The organism is Pseudoflavonifractor phocaeensis (genome assembly GCF_021531815.1).
GTDB classification, from domain to species: Bacteria; Bacillota; Clostridia; order Oscillospirales; family Oscillospiraceae; genus Lawsonibacter; species Lawsonibacter phocaeensis_A.
Genome location: NZ_JADYUM010000003.1, coordinates 72922 through 90403, shown reverse-complemented (window position 1 = coordinate 90403; position 17482 = coordinate 72922). Strand labels below are relative to the sequence as shown.

At 62.7% G+C, this 17482-nt stretch carries 13 protein-coding genes; 11 read left to right on the top strand and 2 right to left on the bottom strand.

Annotation, left to right across the window (positions count from 1 at the left end):
* Positions 1–162: 162 nt before the first annotated feature.
* The 7 genes from rsmB to spoIVA all read left to right on the top strand — a co-directional run bounded on the left by rsmB (position 163) and on the right by spoIVA (position 9737).
* Entirely contained in the window at positions 163–1500 is a 1338-nt protein-coding gene (gene rsmB, locus I6E42_RS02690; protein ID WP_235370355.1) for a 16S rRNA (cytosine(967)-C(5))-methyltransferase RsmB, read from the top strand.
* Positions 1497–2534 (top strand): dual-specificity RNA methyltransferase RlmN, encoded by a 1038-nt coding sequence (gene rlmN / locus I6E42_RS02685; RefSeq protein ID WP_235370354.1) that lies wholly within the window; start codon positions 1497–1499, stop codon positions 2532–2534. Before rsmB ends, rlmN begins: the two co-directional genes overlap by 4 nt.
* 51 nt (positions 2535–2585) lie before the next feature.
* The gene (locus I6E42_RS02680) at positions 2586–3305 is read left to right on the top strand and encodes a Stp1/IreP family PP2C-type Ser/Thr phosphatase (protein ID WP_235370340.1); all 720 of its coding nucleotides are present in this window, start codon (positions 2586–2588) and stop codon (positions 3303–3305) included.
* 38 nt (positions 3306–3343) lie between these two features.
* Positions 3344–5332 carry a Stk1 family PASTA domain-containing Ser/Thr kinase gene (pknB, locus tag I6E42_RS02675; protein ID WP_235370335.1) on the top strand — a complete coding sequence of 663 codons (1989 nt, stop codon included), beginning with the start codon at positions 3344–3346 and terminating at the stop codon, positions 5330–5332.
* Positions 5329–6240: a ribosome small subunit-dependent GTPase A gene (gene rsgA / locus I6E42_RS02670; RefSeq protein WP_235370331.1), complete on the top strand. Its 912-nt coding sequence runs from the start codon at positions 5329–5331 to the stop codon at positions 6238–6240. The genes pknB and rsgA overlap by 4 nt, the downstream gene beginning before the upstream one ends.
* 333 nt (positions 6241–6573) lie before the next feature.
* Positions 6574–8100 carry a DUF3794 and LysM peptidoglycan-binding domain-containing protein gene (locus I6E42_RS02665; protein WP_235370326.1) on the top strand — a complete coding sequence of 509 codons (1527 nt, stop codon included), beginning with the start codon at positions 6574–6576 and terminating at the stop codon, positions 8098–8100.
* 158 nt (positions 8101–8258) lie between these two features.
* Positions 8259–9737 (top strand): stage IV sporulation protein A, encoded by a 1479-nt coding sequence (gene spoIVA / locus I6E42_RS02660; protein ID WP_235370324.1) that lies wholly within the window; start codon positions 8259–8261, stop codon positions 9735–9737.
* A 111-nt stretch (positions 9738–9848) separates the two neighbouring features.
* Here the strand turns inward: spoIVA and I6E42_RS02655 are convergent, their stop codons facing one another.
* A complete protein-coding gene (locus I6E42_RS02655; protein WP_235370319.1) occupies positions 9849–11426 on the bottom strand; it encodes a DUF6056 family protein in 1578 nt (525 codons plus the stop codon).
* 408 nt (positions 11427–11834) lie between these two features.
* Between I6E42_RS02655 and I6E42_RS02650 the strand changes: the two genes are divergently transcribed.
* Positions 11835–13493, top strand: coding sequence for a SulP family inorganic anion transporter (locus tag I6E42_RS02650; RefSeq protein WP_235370317.1), 1659 nt, complete (start codon positions 11835–11837; stop codon positions 13491–13493).
* Between the two features lie 83 nt (positions 13494–13576).
* Here the strand turns inward: I6E42_RS02650 and I6E42_RS02645 are convergent, their stop codons facing one another.
* Entirely contained in the window at positions 13577–14221 is a 645-nt protein-coding gene (locus I6E42_RS02645; protein WP_235370316.1) for a Crp/Fnr family transcriptional regulator, read from the bottom strand.
* A gap of 111 nt (positions 14222–14332) precedes the next feature.
* Here I6E42_RS02645 and leuC point away from each other — a divergent pair, with 111 nt between their 5' ends.
* The 3 genes from leuC to leuB all read left to right on the top strand — a co-directional run bounded on the left by leuC (position 14333) and on the right by leuB (position 17237).
* Positions 14333–15592 carry a 3-isopropylmalate dehydratase large subunit gene (gene leuC, locus I6E42_RS02640; protein ID WP_235370314.1) on the top strand — a complete coding sequence of 420 codons (1260 nt, stop codon included), beginning with the start codon at positions 14333–14335 and terminating at the stop codon, positions 15590–15592.
* An 86-nt stretch (positions 15593–15678) separates the two neighbouring features.
* On the top strand, positions 15679–16164 hold the full coding sequence (locus tag I6E42_RS02635) for a 3-isopropylmalate dehydratase small subunit (protein ID WP_235370308.1): 486 nt from the start codon (positions 15679–15681) through the stop codon (positions 16162–16164).
* Positions 16161–17237, top strand: coding sequence for a 3-isopropylmalate dehydrogenase (leuB, locus tag I6E42_RS02630; protein ID WP_235370307.1), 1077 nt, complete (start codon positions 16161–16163; stop codon positions 17235–17237). Before I6E42_RS02635 ends, leuB begins: the two co-directional genes overlap by 4 nt.
* Positions 17238–17482 lie beyond the last annotated feature (245 nt).

The window sequence follows — 17482 nt, the reverse complement described above, 5'->3', positions numbered from 1 at the left end:
ATCACGATGCGCCCAAAGGACAGTTTTCTTCAAAGAACACGGTTCGTTGTTTCCGCAGGTCGATCCAAAGGTGGAAGCAAAACGAAGTTTTGCGCCAAAGTTCTTTTGATTCTTTTCTTACAAGAAAAGGATCCACAACTAACACACAAGGAGGCAGAGGATATGGACGCGCGGGAAGCGGCGATGCTGACCTTAAACGCCTGCCAGCGGCAGGGAGGGTGGTCGGACGGTGTGCTGAAAAAGCAGCTGGCGGCCGCCGATTTGGACAGCCGGGACGCGGCCCTGGCCACGCAGCTGTGTTTCGGCGTGCTCCAGAACCAGCTGCTGCTGGATTTCTACCTGTCCAAATTCTCCAATATCCCCCTGAAGCGCATGGAGGGAAAGGTGGTCCAGATCCTGCGTCTGGGAGCTTACCAGATGCTGTTTCTGGATAAAATTCCCCACAGCGCGGCGGTGAACAGCGCGGTGGCCATCACCAAGGCCAACTGCAAGAACCCCCGGGCGGCGGGGATGGTCAACGGCATCCTCCGCAGCCTGGAGCGCAGCCTCAATGACCTGCCGGTGATCCCCCAGGGGGACCAGGCGGCGTACCTGTCCACCCTTTACTCCCATCCAGAGTGGCTTGTAAAGGAATTTATCCTTACACTTGGAGCAGAGGAGGCGGCCCAGCTTCTGGCCGCTGACAACAGCCAGCCGCCCACCTGCGTCATGGTGAACACCACCCGGACCACGGGGGAGGAACTGACCCTCCGTCTGAAGGAGGCGGGGGTAGAGGTGCGGCCTCACTCCTGGCTGGAGGACTGCCTGCTGCTCAGCCGCACCGGCGATCTGGAGCGGCTCACCGCGTTCCAGGAGGGACTGTTCTACGTCCAGGACCCTGCCTCACGCTCGGCCATCATGGCGGCAGACCCCAAGCCCGGGATGCGGGTGCTGGACTGCTGCGCGGCCCCTGGCGGCAAGTCCTTCGCCGCCGCCATCGCCATGGAGAACCGGGGAGAAGTGGTCTCCTGCGACCTCCACCCCCATAAGAAAAAACTGATTCAGGCCGGGGCGGACCGGCTTGGTCTGGACATCGTGGCCCCCATGACCGCCGACGGCAAGGTGTTCCGCTCCCAGTGGGAGAATGCCTTTGACCTGGTACTGGTGGACGCCCCATGCTCGGGGCTGGGGGTCATTCGGAAAAAACCGGATATCCGCTATAAAGATCCGAAGCCCCTGGCAGAGCTGCCCGCCGTCCAGTCGGCCATCCTGGCCAACGCCGCCCGGTATGTGCGGCCCGGCGGGACGCTGCTCTACTCCACCTGCACCCTGCTGCGGCGGGAGAACGAGGCGGTGGTCCGGGACTTTTTGGAGGGCCATCCAACTTACAAGGCAGAAGCCTTTACACTCCCTGGTCCCGTTGGGGAGGTGGAGGACGGCATGGTCACTCTCTGGCCCCACCGCCACGGGACGGACGGCTTCTTTATCTGCAAACTGAGAAAAGGGGAGGATACCCTTTGACCGACATCAAATCCATGACACTGGAGGAGCTTACCGCCTGGTTCCGGGACCAGGGGGAGCCGGCCTTCCGGGCCAAGCAGGTGTTCCGCTGGCTGTACCGGGGGGCCACCTCCTTCGACGAGATGAGCGACCTGTCCAAAACCCTGCGGCAGAAGCTGGAGGAGACCTGCTTCATCACCGCCCCCCAGGTGGCCCGGAAGCAGGTGTCCGCCCAGGACGGCACCATCAAATACCTGTGGGAGCTGGCCGACGGCAATTGTATCGAGACGGTGCTGATGCGCTACAAGCACGGCAACACTGTGTGCATCTCCAGCCAGGTGGGCTGCCGAATGGGCTGCGCCTTCTGCGCCTCCACCATCGCGGGCAAGGTCCGGAATCTGACCCCGGCGGAGATGATCGACCAGGTCCTCTTTACCCAGCTGGACAGCGGCGCCCCCATCTCCAATATCGTCCTGATGGGCATCGGGGAGCCTCTGGACAATTTCGACACGGTGATGAAGTTTCTCACCCTGGTCAACCACCCGGAGGGCATGAACATCGGGATGCGGCATATTTCCCTGTCCACCTGCGGTCTGGTGGAGCAAATTGACAAACTGGCCCAGCGTGGGTTACAATTGACACTGTCCGTCTCCCTTCACGCTCCCGATGACGAGACCCGATCCAAGATCATGCCGGTGAACCGCTCGGTGGGGGTGGAAAAGCTGATGGAGACCTGCCGCCGGTATTTTCAGACCACCGGGCGGCGCATTTCCTACGAATACGCCATGATCGACGAGGTGAACGACGCCGACTGGCAGGCCGACCTGCTGGCCAGTCTGCTGAAGGGCACGCCCGGTCATGTGAACCTGATCCCCCTCAACGAGGTGGAGGAGAGTCCCCTGAAGCCCAGCCGCCGCGTGGCCGCCTTCCAGAAACGTCTGGAGGGCCACGGCGTCACCGTCACCGTCCGGCGGAAGCTGGGGGGCGACATCGACGCCTCCTGCGGCCAGCTGCGCCGGAAGGCCATGAAGGCCGCACAGGGGGAGGGGCGCTGAAATCAGGCCCCAGTTTCGCCGGGATCCCGGCAGAAAAGAGGAAGATGTTCCATGGAGACATGGGGAATCACCCACAGGGGTGCGGTCCGGCAACAAAATCAGGACGCTTTTGACGCCCGGCTTCTGGAGGACGGGCGTATCATCGCCCTGGTCTGCGACGGTATGGGAGGCGCCCGGGCGGGCAACGTGGCCAGCACCATGGCGGTGGAGCTGTTCATGCGCCGCTTCCTGGAGCAAAAAGACGAGCCTAACGACCAGGAACGGATGCAGACCTCGGCCGCCCTGGCCAACCAGGAGGTCTTTCAGCGGGCGGCCAACGACCCGGAATGTGCCGGTATGGGCACCACCCTGGTGGCGGCCCTGGCCGGGCCGGGGGAGGCGGTCATCCTCAACGAGGGGGACAGCCGGGCCTACCACATCAATCAGGAGGGGATCGTCCTGGTCACCCGGGACCACTCACTGGTGGAGGATATGGTGGAACGGGGCGAGCTGACCCGGGAGCAGGCCCGCATCCACCCCCACAAAAACCTGATCACCCGGGCGTTGGGGGCGGAGCCGGTGCTGCTGGCTGACTGCTTCCGGCAGGCCATGGCCCCGGGAGACTGCCTGCTGCTGTGCAGCGACGGACTGAGCAACGTGGTCACGGAGCAGGAGATGCTCTATGAGGTCATCCACGGCGGAGAGATCGAGAGCTGCTGCCAGCGTCTGTTGGACATCGCCCTGCACCGGGGCGCTCCGGACAACGTGACGGCGGTGCTGATCCGCCGCTGACTCCGGCACGACCCTGAAAGAGAAGGAGGATATTTACCATGGATCCGTACATCGGTAAATTACTCGATAACCGATATGAGATACTGGAGCTCATCGGCACCGGCGGCATGGCCCGGGTCTACAAGGCCCGCTGCCACCGGCTGAACCGGCTGGTGGCCATCAAGATCCTGCGGGAGGATCTGGCCCAGGACGCCGAGTTCCGCCGTCGCTTCCACGACGAGTCCCAGGCCGTCGCCATGCTGTCCCACCCCAACATCGTGGCGGTGTACGACGTGAGCCGCTCCTCTGAGCTGGAGTATATCGTCATGGAGCTCATCGACGGCATCACCCTGAAGCAGTACATGCAGAAAAAGGGGAACAAGCTCAACTGGCGGGAGGCCCTGCACTTCATCACCCAGATCGTCAAGGCCTTGGGCCACGCCCACAGCCGGGGCATCATCCACCGGGACATCAAGCCCCACAATGTGATGGTCCTCCGGGACGGCAGCGTGAAGGTGGCCGACTTTGGCATCGCCCGGGTGGCCTCCGGGGGACACAGTACCCTGACTCAGGAGGCTCTGGGCTCCGTCCACTATATCTCCCCGGAGCAGGCCCGGGGCAGCCACATCGACGCCCGGTCCGACCTGTACTCCGCCGGCGTGGTCCTCTATGAGATGATCACCGGACGCCTGCCCTTTGAGGGGGACACCCCCGTGTCCGTGGCCATTCAGCACATCAACTCCATCCCCCTGTCTCCCAGGGAGATCGATCCCTCCATCCCCGAGGCCCTGGAAAAGATCACCATGAAGGCTATGGCCCCCAACCCGGATGACCGTTACTCCTGCGCCGACGAGATGCTCGCCGACCTGGAGGAGTTCCGTAAAAATCCCAACATCAACTTTGATTATGACCTCCACGAGTTTTTGCCCGAGGAAGAACCAGACGAGGACAAGACCCGCATCCGTCCGGTCACCCACATTCACGCCTCGGGGGAGGACTATGAGCGGCCCAGGAGCGAGCGCTCCGGCGGCCGGCACGTCCAGCGCTATGAGGAGGACGAGGAGGAGCGCCGGGGCGGCTCTCCCTGGACCATTGTAGCCTGCGTGGCGGCGGTGCTGCTGTTTCTGGCGGGGGTATTCTATTTCCTGTTCCGAACCTTCTTCTCCGGCCTTTTCGCTCCGCCCCAAACCTATGAGGTCCCACCCCTGACGGGCAAGAACTATGAGCAGGTCCTCCAGGATACCGCGCTTTTGGGCCGGTTCACCGTGGTGCTGGGCAATACGGTGGAAAATGACGCCGAGGCGGGCACCATCCTGAACCAGGACCCGGCGGCGGGCAGCAAGGTGGGGGAGCCGGTGACCCAGATCACCGTCACCGTCAGCGGCGGCCCGCAGATCGTCCAGGTGCCTGACCTGTATAATCTGGAGTACCGCAAGGCCTTTATCGTGCTGGATGAGCATAAGCTGAAGTACGATACCCCCGACTATGAAAACAGCGACGAGGTGGCCAAGGACCACGTCATTTCCTTCACGCCCCTGGCTGACACCCCGGTGGCGCCTGGCACCACCGTCCATCTGGTCATCAGCCTGGGTCCCAAGGTGGAGGAATTCCCCATGTTTAATGTGGTGGGCATGACCCAGGCCAATGCGGAGAAACAGATCACCTTCCAGAAGCTGGAGGTGGGTGAAATTACGCCGGTATACAGCGATACGGTGGAAGCCGGCGTGGTGGTGGACCAGTACCCCGCGGTCACGACCATGGTATCCGAGGGGACCAAGGTGAATCTCCAGGTGAGCCAGGGTCCGGACCCCGCCAGTCAGCCCAAGGAGGTCACCAAGACCGTGGACATCTCCCTGCCTGACAGGGGCGACGTGGTCAACGTCCAGGTGATGATGGACGGCGCGGTGATCTTCTCCCAGGATGTGGATACCGCCATGGAGCTGACTGTCCCCGTGACGGTCACCGCGCCGGCAGGGGAGACCAAAACTTTGACGGTCTATTATAACGGCGTCCAGGCCGACAGTATCTCTGTGGAGTTTACGCCATGACGTCGGAAGGAATCATCATGAAGGCCCTCAGCGGCTTCTATTACGTGGACGACGGGCAAACCGTCACCGCCTGCCGGGGCCGGGGCAAGCTGCGCCGGGACAAGGTCACCCCGCTGGTGGGGGACCGGGTGCGCTTTACCCCCCTGGAAAACGGCAGCGGCGCGCTGGAGGAGATCCTGCCCCGAAAGAACGAATTTTTCCGCCCCGCCGTGGCCAATATCGACCAGCTGGTGGTCATCGCCTCCCAGGCCATCCCCGTGACTGATCCCTTCCTCATCGACCGGGTGGCCGCCATTGCCGAGAGCCGGGGATGTGACGTGGTGGTCTGCGTCAACAAGTGCGACCTGGCCGATGGGGAGCCCCTGGCCGCCATCTACCGGACGGCGGGCTTCCGGACCCTGATGGTCAGCGCGGAAACCGGGGAGGGTATGGAGGAATTGCGGCAGGCAATTACTGGAAAGGTATCTGCCTTTACAGGAAACTCGGGCGTAGGAAAATCCAGCATCCTGAATGTGCTAGATCCCCAGTTCGCCCTGGCTACCGGCGACGTGAGCCAGAAGCTGGGCCGGGGCCGGCACACCACCCGGCACGTGGAGCTGCTGCGGCTGTCCTGCGGCACTCTGGTGGCCGACACCCCGGGCTTTTCCTCCTTCGATGTGGACCGGATGGAGCTGGCCCGGGCGGAGGACCTGCAATACGCCTTCCGGGAGTTTGCGCCTTACCTGGACAAGTGCCGCTTTCAGGACTGTGCCCATGTGAAGGAGAAGGGCTGCGCCGTGCTGGAGGCCCTGGCCCAGGGCAAGATCCAACCCACCCGGCACCAGAGCTACGTCCGCCTGTACCAGCAGGCTAAGGCCGTCCCCGACTGGGAGCGGCGCAAAAACCAGCAGGACCCATCCATGAAATGAAAGTATCCCGAACGAACCGCGTCTTACGGTCCGTTCGGGATGTTTTTTCTCCGGAGTGGAGGGAGGGCGGAGAAATCTCCTGTGTCAAACACGGCCCCCGTGACATAGGATGACACAGCCGGAAACGGCCAATCTATGAGGGAGGGGAGGCGTTTTCATGGGCATCGTGGTGGTACGTTCCCCCAAATGCCTGCGGGGCCTGCTGCGCAGAGTGTTCGGTCTGAAGTAAAAACAGGCATACATTTTCTCCCCCAGCCATATAGTGTCACAAAGCCAGTGCCCCCGGATGGCCGGAATGGACATGATACTGTGACAAGGGAGAGGACAGCGACCATGGAACTGGAATTTGATCGGGAGACCATGAATTTCTATGAAACGGCGGCGGAGGTGACCCTGTGCCAGGAGGAGACCCTGGAGAGTATCGTCCCGGATGCCTGCCCGGACATTTTGCGCATTGTGGATGTATGCGGTCAGGCGGTGCTGACGGGGAAGCAGGCCCGGGACGGAGCGGCCATGGTCTCCGGTATGGTGAAGGCGGCCATCCTGTACCAGCCCGAGGAGGGCAGCGGACTGCGGCGGATGGAGGTGGGGCTGCCCTTTACCTGCCAGGCGGAGGCGCCGGGCTTCACCGGGGATGGGACCGTCTTTGCCTCTCCCAGACTGCGCAGGGCGGAGGCCCGGGCCCTGAATCCCCGCAAGGTGCTGCTGCGGGTGGACCTGGCGGTGGATGTGGCCGCCTATCAGCCCTCCAAATGTACCCTTTGCCGGGGCGTCCAGGAGCGGGAGGGGGCTGGGCTTTGTCAGCGCCAATTCCACGGGGAGACCTGTCTGATCAGTGCTGTTCAGGAGAAGCCCTTTACATTCCAGGAGCAGGTACGCCTGCCCTCCAGTCCGGGAGAGGTGCCCCGGATCATGGCCCTGTGGGCCCAGCCCATGTGCACGGAAAGCAAGCTGGTGGGCAGCAAGATGATCTTCAAGGGCACAGTAGACCTCCATATGCTCCTCCAGGAGGGGGATGGGGGCCTGACCTCCAGCCACGAGTCCCTCACCTTCTCCCAGGTCATGGAGGTGTCCGGGGAGAATGAGGAGGGGGACTGCCAGGTGGATGTGGAGCTCACCGATCTGACCTGGGAGACAGATTTGGCTGACGGAGGCAGTCTGAACGTGGACCTGGAGCTGCTGGCCCAGGCTGGGGTACGGTGCCGGAGGCCAGTGACTCTGCTGCAGGACCTGTACAGCACCGCATATGAGATGGAGGCGGACAGCGAGCTCCAGACACTTTGGAAGTTGGGGGAGCAGTCTGTCCGGCCACAGGCGGTGCGGGAGCTGCTGGAGACGGGGGAACTGGTACGCAGCGTCATTGACAGCCGCCTGACCCTGGGCCAGGTGACCCAGAGCCGGGAGGGCAACACTCTGCTGCTCAGCGCGGAGGCCTGGATCACAGTCCTCTACCTGGATGAAAACGGCCTGGTCCAGTGCGCCCACAGGACCGTTCCCGTGACCTGCCGACTGGACTGCCCGGAGGATTACCGCTGCACCTGCGTCTGCCGCTGCCCCGGTGAGGTCTTTGCCGTCCCGGCGGCCGGGGGCGCCGAGGTACGGTTCACCCTGGAGTTCCACTGCCTCACACTGGGCCGTACCCAGGTACCGTCGGTGCGGGAAGCCCGGCTGGGCGGCCCCAGGACCCGGGGGGAGGGCCCCTGTCCCTCGGTGGTCCTGCGTCTGGCCGCGCCCGGGGAGGGTATCTGGGAGCTGGCCAAGGCCTACGGTACCACCACCCAGCAGATCCTGCAGGCCAATGAACTCAGCGAGGACGCCCTCCCCGAGGGCCGGATGCTGCTGATCCCACGCATGAGGTAGGAGTGCCGCCGGGGCGTGAAAAGACGAATCAGAATGGCCGCCCTATGGGCGGCCGTTTTCTGTAACAGCCTCTGAAGCCCGGGTTATATTCCAGGGCTTATCCTCATAGAGTGTAGGGAAACTACCGGCTGACGAATAGGGCCGAAGGAGGAATCGCAGTGGAAGACCGCAAAATCTATGAGGATATTGCCCTTCGGACGGAGGGCGACATCTACATCGGCGTCGTGGGGCCGGTCCGTACCGGAAAATCCACCTTTATCAAGCGTTTCATGGAGACGCTGGTGATCCCGGGTATCGACAACGTGTACCGCCGGGAGCGGGCCCGGGACGAGCTGCCCCAGAGCGGTTCGGGCCGGACCATCATGACCGCCGAGCCCAAATTTGTCCCCGAGGACGCGGTAAGCGTGACGGTGGACGGAGGGGCCTCCTTCCGGGTCCGGCTCATCGACTGCGTGGGCTATATGGTGCCCGGGGCGGTGGGTCAGCTGGAGGGGGAGACAGAGCGGATGGTCACCACTCCCTGGTTCGACCACGAGATCCCTATGGCGGAGGCGGCGGAAATCGGAACCCGGAAGGTGATTTCGGAGCACTCCACCATCGGCATTGTGATCACCACCGACGGCACCATTACCGACATTCCCCGGGAGGACTATCTGGAGGCGGAGGAGCGGGGGATCTCCGAGCTGAAGGAGCTGGGCAAACCCTTTGTGGTGCTGCTCAACTCGGCCTATCCCGACTCTGACCGGGCCCAGGCCATCCGCGCGGACATCGCCCAGCGGTATGACGTGACCTGCATGGCGGTGAACTGTCTGGAGCTTGGCCAGGAGCAGATCCACGAGATCCTGAAGGACGTTCTCTATGAGTTCCCCCTGAAGGAGCTGGACCTGTACCTGCCGCCCTGGATTGACGCTCTGCCCCAGGAGCACCCCATCAAGGCCATGCTGTACGCCGCCATCCGGGAGGGCACCGGACAGCTGTGCCGCATCCGGGACGTGGAGCGGGCGGTGGCCTCCTTCCGGGACTGTGAGGTGGTCAGTCAGGCCCAGATCACCTCAATCGATCTGGGCATCGGCCTGTCGGTGGCTTCCCTGGAGCTGCCCCGGGCCCTGTTCTATGAGACCCTGTCCCAGCAGTCGGGCTTCCAGGTCAGCGATGACGGAGATCTGCTGGCCCTGCTCACCCAGCTGGCGGGGGTTAAGGCGGCCTATGACAAGGTGGCTGACGCCTTGAAGGAGGTGGAGGAGACAGGTTACGGCATCGTGGTACCCTCCATCGACTCCCTGGTGTTGGAGGAACCGGAGATCATGAAGCAGGGGGGACGGTACGGCGTCCGTCTGAAAGCCAGCGCCCCGTCCATACACATGATCCGGGCGGATATTGAGACGGAGGTATCCCCCATTGTGGGGGGCGAAAAGCAGAGCGAGGACATGATCAACTACCTGCTGCAGGAGTATGAGGGGGACTCCAGCAAGATCTGGGAGGCCAACATCTTCGGGAAATCCCTCCACGAGCTGGTCAATGAGGACCTGAATGTGAAGCTGAAACGGATGCCGGAGGACGCAAGGGCAAAGCTGCGGGAGACACTCCAGCGTATCATCAACGAGGGTTCCGGCGGACTCATCTGTATCATCCTTTAAGCGAGGAAACAAAGGGAAAAAACAGCCATATCCGGGTTTTGTCCGGATGTGGCTGTTTTTCGGTGAAGTATGGGGATATGGGCGGCGGCTGGTAACCCATGATGAATCGGCTCAGCCCTCACTGTTCCACTGGTCCGCCGGCACATACTGGACGGTCAGGTCGCCAGGGGTGTGGTAGTAGTAGCGGAAACCGACCTTGACGGAGTCCCCATCCCAGAGGTAATCTCCGTGGGGATAGGCGGGCAGGGTGACCTCAGTCTTGCCCGCGGCCATGGCACGCTCCAGAGCGGCGTCCCGTTCCAGTTCCAGACTGTGGATGGGGAGGAACAAGTATAGGTAATAACCCAGAACGGCGGCAGCCAGCAGGGAGGCGGACACGCATACCGCCGCTTTGGGCAGCCGTTCCAGGGGAAGGGAGGAGAGGAGGCATCCGGCGGTCAGCAGCAGAAACACATAAGACAGGTACAGGCACCGGGGGCCGATGGGCAGTACAAAGAGCAGCGGGAAAGCGGCTACCACGGAACTGGCCCAGAAGAACAGGGCGCTGTTTCGTCCGGCCCCTTTGGGCAGCCAGCGCCAGCAGCCCACGCCCAGGGCCAGTCCCCACAGCAGCACGGCCAGTGGAGTGGCCCAAGGGCCCAGAGAGGCGCCGCGGTTCGCGGCAAAGTATACACAGCCCAGAAGCAGCACCGCTGCCGCCGTCCAGTCCGGCCAGCGGCGGGCCGAGCGGGCGAACCACACCAGGCCGAGAGCCGTCAGCGACAGGTACAGCACCGGACAGCCGGCGATCAGATAGCGCAGGACCTCCTCCTGGTTGCCCTGAACAGTGGACCAGAGACCGGACAGGCCGCCGCCGAGGCCCGTCTCATATCCGCCGCCGCTGCTCCAGATCAGCCCGTAGGAGGGAGAGGCGAACAGCAGGAGGGCGCCCAGCACAGTGCCGAGAAAGAAGGATACCAGTGTGGGGGACAGCATCCTCCGGCGGAAGGCGTACCAGACCAGCAGGACCAACCCCGCCCAGACGGCGTACAGGGTGTTGTTCTCAATGAACAGCTGTCCGCTGAATCCCAGCAGGAACACCGCCGCTCCCCGGATCGGGTTCTCCGGGAGTGGTTCCTCCGTGAAGACGGCCCGGATAAGCCACAGGGCGGTGAACAGAAAAAGCACCGGGGGCACATAGTTGAAAAAGCCGGCGGCCCAGGGGTAGATCTGGCAAAACATTTCCTTGGGCAGGGCCAGGAGGGCAGCGGCCGCAAGCAGCGTGCCCCACAGGGAGCGAAAACCGGCCAGCCGGCCGGCGACACATACGGTGCCCAGGGTAAAGAGGGCGCGCATCAGTTCCCGCAGTACTTTCCGTCCCCCTGCGGAGTAGGCCAGAATGTTGCCGAGAATACGCCCGTTGTAGGTGCACCAGCCGGCGATCACTTTATCCATCAGGTCGGATAGGCTGTGGAGGTTCCGCCCCAGTTCCTCCCGGAACCAGTCGTCTCCCATGACGGGACACAGCCAGAACAGGGACAGAAGACCCGCGAATAAGAGAAGCAGGCCCGCCCACCGGATCAGTCTTTCTCTTTGCCGGTGAACGGAGGAGGGGGCGGCTTTCTGATCCTCCGGTACAGCCGGCTCAGCATGCAGGGCCTCTCCGGGATTGGCCGGGGCTTCTAACGGGTGATGCAGTTCGTTTTCCATATGGACACGCACAAAACTGTGCTTTCCCTCCAGTATCTCTTTCCTATTTGGAGCGGCGGCTCAAAAGACAGCATCCCACCGCAAAAATTCCCATATTAAAAATACCATAGGACCCTATGCTTTGCAACAGCTTTCTGCCAAATCGCCCCTCATACGACTTTCTCCGGCTGGTTGGGAAGGGATTGAACGGACGGGAGAAAATTGGAAAAATAACTTGCAAAATATGGACCTATCCCTTATCATTTGATACGGTCATCCGCTTTCGGCGCAGCTTCACGTCACGGCGGCTGAAGGAAAGCGCTGTTACTCTAGTTACAAAAGCGGTTCGTTACTTACGTATGATTGACCTGGCCCTGTTTCCCGCGTAATAATGTGTTGTGTCCAATCAAGAGAAGGAGAGAGCACCCCATGAACGACTTGAAGCCCCAGCTTTTGTTGTCCCTGAAGGACTACTCCAAGGAAAAGTTCCTGAAAGATCTGGTCTCCGGCGTCATTGTAGCCATCATCGCCCTGCCACTGTCCATTGCCCTGGCCCTTGCCTCCGGCGTGTCGCCGGAACAGGGCCTGTACACCGCCATCGTTGCCGGCTTCCTGATCTCCGCCCTGGGCGGCAGCAAGGTCCAGATCGCCGGCCCAACGGCGGCCTTCGCCACCATCGTGGCGGGCATCGTGGCGAAAAACGGGATGGACGGCCTGGCGGTGGCCACCATTCTGGCTGGCGTTATCCTGGTAGCAATGGGCCTGCTGCAGATGGGCAGCATGATCAAGTTCATTCCCTACACCATCACCACCGGCTTTACCGCCGGTATCGCCGTCACCATTTTCATCGGCCAGATCAAGGATTTCCTCGGCCTGACATTTGAGAAGTCACCCATCGAGACCATGGAAAAGCTGGAGCAGGTGGTCTCCTGCATTGGCACGCTGAACGTGGCGGCCATGGGGGTGGGCGTCCTGGCCCTGGCCATCCTGATCTTCTGGCCCCGGGTCTCCGCCAAGATCCCCGCCTCTCTGGTGGCGGTCATCATCACCGCCGGAGCGGTGGCCCTGCTGGACCTGCCGGTGAACACCATCGGCGACCTGTACACCATCTCCAGCGCGCCCCCCACCTTCCACCTGCCCTCCTTCTCCTATGAAACGGTGGCGGCGGTACTCCCGGACGCCTTTACTATCGCGATTCTGGCGGCTATTGAGTCCCTTCTGTCCGCGGTGGTGGCCGACGAGATGACCGGCGCCCGCCACAACTCCAACATGGAGCTGGTGGCCCAGGGCGTGGGCAACGCGGCCTCCGCCATGTTCGGCGGCATCCCCGCCACCGGCGCCATCGCACGGACGGCGGCCAACATCAAAAACGGCGGCCTGTCTCCCATTGCCGGCATGGTCCACTCCGGGGTCCTGCTGCTGGTGCTGGTGCTGCTGATGCCCTACGCCGCCCTCATTCCCATGCCCTGCATCGCCGCCATCCTGTTCCAGGTGGCCTACAACATGAGCGGCTGGCGCACCTTTGTCCGGGTGGTCAAGCGCTCCCCCAAGAGCGACATCGCCGTGTTGCTGATCACCTTCTTCCTAACCGTGGTCTTTGACCTGGTGGTGGCCATCGCCGTGGGCCTGTCCCTGGCCTGCCTGCTGTTCATGAAGCGGATGGCCGATGTGTCCTCCGTCAAGGAGTGGGACTATGTGGAGGACACCCAGGACAAGAAGGGCCGGCTGAAGCCCGTTCCCGCCCATGTCATGGTCTTTGAGATCACCGGCCCCATGTTCTTCGGCGCCGCCGACAAGATCCCCCACATGGACCAGGAGACCGACAAGAGCGTACTCATTCTGCGGATGCGTGCGGTCCCCGCCTTGGACATCACCGCCCTGAAGGGTATGCGCCGCCTGTGGGAGGAGTGCCGCCGCAAGGGTATCCAGGTGGTGTTCTCCCATGTGAACGAGCAGCCCATGTCTGTCTTCAAGAAGTCCGGCCTGCTGGACGATATGGGAGCGGACAACTTCCAGCCCAACATCGACGCCGCCATTGCCCGCGCGGTGGAGCTGCGGGACCTGATGGAGGAAAAACAGAAGGCGTAAAGCCTTTATACTTGTCATAGTGAAGACAGCAGCCCCGGCATCTAAAAGGATGCCGGGGCTGCTTTTTATGGGGTGGACTGGCTTTACTCCTCCTGACAGATCGCCTCCAGTGCGGCGCGGTCCCGCAGGACCAGCCCGCGGTAGCCCAGCTCCACTACGCCCTTCCGGGCGAGGGCGTTGAGGATGCGGCTCACTGTCACCCGGCTCACCGATACCGAGGCGGCGATGTCATCCTGGGTGCAGGACACCAGGTCCTGTGCTCCGGCGTGGGAGAGGAGGTACTGGGCCACCCGCCACTTGGCGGGGCGGAAGGCCATCTGGTCCACCTGGCCGGATAGGAGGCGAACGGTCCGGGCCAGATACTTCATCATGGCCAGGGCCAGCTCCGGGTCCCGGGCGATCTCCTGGGTCACCAGCTCCCGGTCGATGGGGACCAGCTGGCAGGGGGTCATGGCCACGGCGGAGGACACCCGGGGCAGCTCGTCAAAGAAGGACGCTTCCCCGAACAGGCTGCCCGCGCCGTAGATGTTCAGAACCCGTTCGTTGCCGTCCTCGGACTGGATAAAGCTCTTGACCCGGCCCTCCTTGAGAAAGTAGAAGCAGGTGGCCTCGGTGCCCTGGAGATAGATGAGGAAGCCGGGGGAGCAGGCGATGGGGGCACGGTGCTCGGCGAAGGGCTGCCAGATCTGGGCGGGGAGGCCCATGGAGTCTTGGGAAAGCAGTTCCAAGGGATGTCACCTCCAAGAAATATGACTGATTATAACATAGTTTACATTCTTTTTGCAAGGACTCTGTCATACTAACGGTAACCGCTTATCAGCATAGGAGGAATCATTTTTATGGGAATGACCATGACACAGAAGATCCTGGCGAAGGCCGCCGGACTGGACCGGGTGGAGCCTGGCCAGCTGATCGAGGCCAGACTGAACCTGGTGCAGGGCAACGACATCACCACCCCAGTCGCCATCACCGAGTTTGAGAAGGCCGGCTTTACCCAGGTCTTTGACAAGGATAAGATCTCCATTATTCTGGACCACTACACCCCCTGCAAGGACATCAAGTCCGCCCAGCTGTGCAAGCAGTCCCGGGAGTTTGCCCACAAGCACCACATCACCAACTTCTTCGACGTGGGCCAGATGGGCGTGGAGCACGCTCTGGCCCCGGAGAAGGGCCTGTGCGCCCCCGGCGAGGTCATTGTGGGTGCCGACTCCCACACCTGTACCTACGGCGCGCTGGGCGCTTTCTCCACCGGCGTGGGCTCCACCGACATGGCCGCGGGCATGGCCACCGGCCTGCTGTGGTTCAAGGTGCCCTCCGCCATCAAGGTGACCCTGAAGGGCAAGCTCCAGCCTCACGTGTCCGGCAAGGACGTGATCCTGCACCTCATCGGCACCATCGGCGTGGACGGCGCGCTGTACAAGTCCCTGGAGTTCGCCGGAGAGGGCGTCTCCGCCCTGTCCATGGACGACCGCTTCACCATCTGCAACATGGCCATCGAGGCCGGGGCCAAGAACGGTATTTTCCCTGTGGATGAGAAGACCATGGAGTACATCAACGGCCGGGTCAACCGCCCCTGCGAGGCCTTCTCCGCCGACGAGGACGCCCGGTATGACAGCGAGGTCGTCATCGACCTGGACCAGCTGGAGCCCACCGTGGCCATGCCCCACCTGCCGGAGAACACCAAGGTGGTCAGCGAGGTGGCCGGCCTGCCCATCGACCAGGTGGTCATCGGCTCCTGCACCAACGGCCGGATCAGCGACCTGCGGGCCGCCGCCGCGGTGATGAAGGGCAAACAGGTGGCCCCCAACGTCCGCTGCGTCGTCATCCCCGCCACCCAGGCTATCGTCCTCCAGGCCATGGAGGAGGGCCTGATCCAGACCTTCATTGAAGCCGGCGCCGCCGTCTCCACCCCCACCTGCGGTCCCTGCCTGGGCGGCCACATGGGCGTCATGGCGGAGGGGGAGCGCACCGTCTCCACCACTAACCGGAACTTCGTGGGCCGCATGGGCCATGTCACCTCCGAGATCATTCTGGCCAGCCCCGACGTGGCCGCCGCCTCCGCCATCGCCGGCTGCGTGGCCGATCCCCGAAAGGTCTGACTTGACCTGATACGGACTTTGTAAAGGCGATCGATCAAATAAAGAAAAACGGAGTTTTTCCACAACAAGAAAGGACTGAACCGAGCATGAAGGTTTACAAATACGGTGCCAATGTGGACACCGACGTGATCATCCCCGCCCGGCACCTGAACGATCCCTCTCCCGCGGCCCTGGCCTCCCACTGTATGGAGGACATCGACGCCAACTTCGCCTCCACCGTGGAGGCGGGGGACATCATCGTGGCGGGCCCCAACTTCGGCTGCGGCTCCTCCCGTGAGCACGCTCCCCTGGCCATCAAATCCTGCGGCGTGAAGTGCGTCATCGCTCCCTCCTTCGCCCGCATTTTCTACCGCAACTCCATCAACATCGGCCTCCCCATCGTGGAGTGCCCCCAGGCCGCCGAGGAGATCCAGGCCGGGGATCAGGTGGAAGTGGACTTTGCTTCCGGCGTCATCACCGATGTGACCACCGGGAAGACCTACCAGGCCGCTCCTTTCCCCGCGTTTATCGACGGCATCATCCAGAGCGGCGGACTGCTCAATTCCCTGAAAGCGAGAGGTGTGGCGAAGTGAATTATAAGATCGCGCTGATCCGGGGCGACGGCATCGGCCCCGAAGTGGTGGGCGAGGCGGTCAAGGTCATGGAGACCGTGGGCGCCAAGTTTGGCCATAGTTTCGAGTTTGTGGACGTGATGATGGGCGGCTGCGCCATCGACGCGGTGGGCAAGTCCTACCCCGAGGGAACCGCCGAGAAGTGTAAGGCATGTGACGCGGTGCTGCTGGGCGCCGTGGGCGGCCCCAAGTGGGGCCACTCCACCGAGGCGGATAAGCGGCCTGAGACCGCCCTGCTGTCCATCCGCAAGGACCTTGCCCTGTACGCCAACCTCCGTCCCGCCGCCCTGCGGCCCGCTCTGGCCGGCGCCTGCCCCCTGAAAAAGGAGACGGCGGACCGGGGCATCGACCTGATGATCGTCCGGGAGCTGACCGGCGGCATCTATTTCGGCAAGCGGGAGCACTACCAGACCGAGGACAGGGGAGAGGAAGCCGCTGACCGGATGGCTTACTCCGAGCTGGAGATCGAGCGCATCGGCCGCCGCGCCTTCGAGCTGGCCCGCCTGCGCAATAAGAAAGTGGCCAGTGTGGACAAGGCCAACGTGCTGGAGACCTCCCGCCTGTGGCGGAAGGTGATGCACCGTTTGGCTGAGGAGTATTCCGACGTGGCCTATGAGGACGTGCTGGTGGACAACGCCGCCATGCAGCTGGTGCGGGACCCCGGCCAGTTTGACGTGGTAGTCACCGAGAACATGTTCGGCGACATTCTCTCCGACGAGGCGTCCATGATCACCGGCTCCATCGGCCTGCTGCCCTCCGCCTCCATCGGCGACACCGCCCCCGGCCTCTACGAGCCCATCCACGGCTCCGCACCTGACATTGCCGGCCAGGACAAGGCCAACCCCATTGCCACCATCCTGTCCGTGGCCATGATGTTCCGCTACTCCTTCAACCTGCCCCAGGAAGCCGCCGCCATTGAAAACGCGGTGGACGCCGTCCTCAACGAGGGCTGGCGTACCGCTGACATCGCCGCCCCCGGCGAACCGGCAGTGGGTACCGTAAAAATGGGCGAGCTGATCCGCGCAAAGATCTGATCCAACCCAAACCTTTAAACGGCCGCCTGTGGGCGGCCGTTTTTTATGGAGCCGGACCTCTTTTGCATGACGGAAGCATGCATCCGTCTTGCCCGGCGAAGTGCAAAAGGGCAGATGGGTGGAAATGGGGGCCCGCCCTTCTGGTGATAATCACAGCAGGAGGCTCTTTTTGCAGTGTGGGAAATGTCATATGCGCAAAAAAGAAGGGGATTCGCAGATTTTTCTTGCATTTTTGCAGGTTCGCG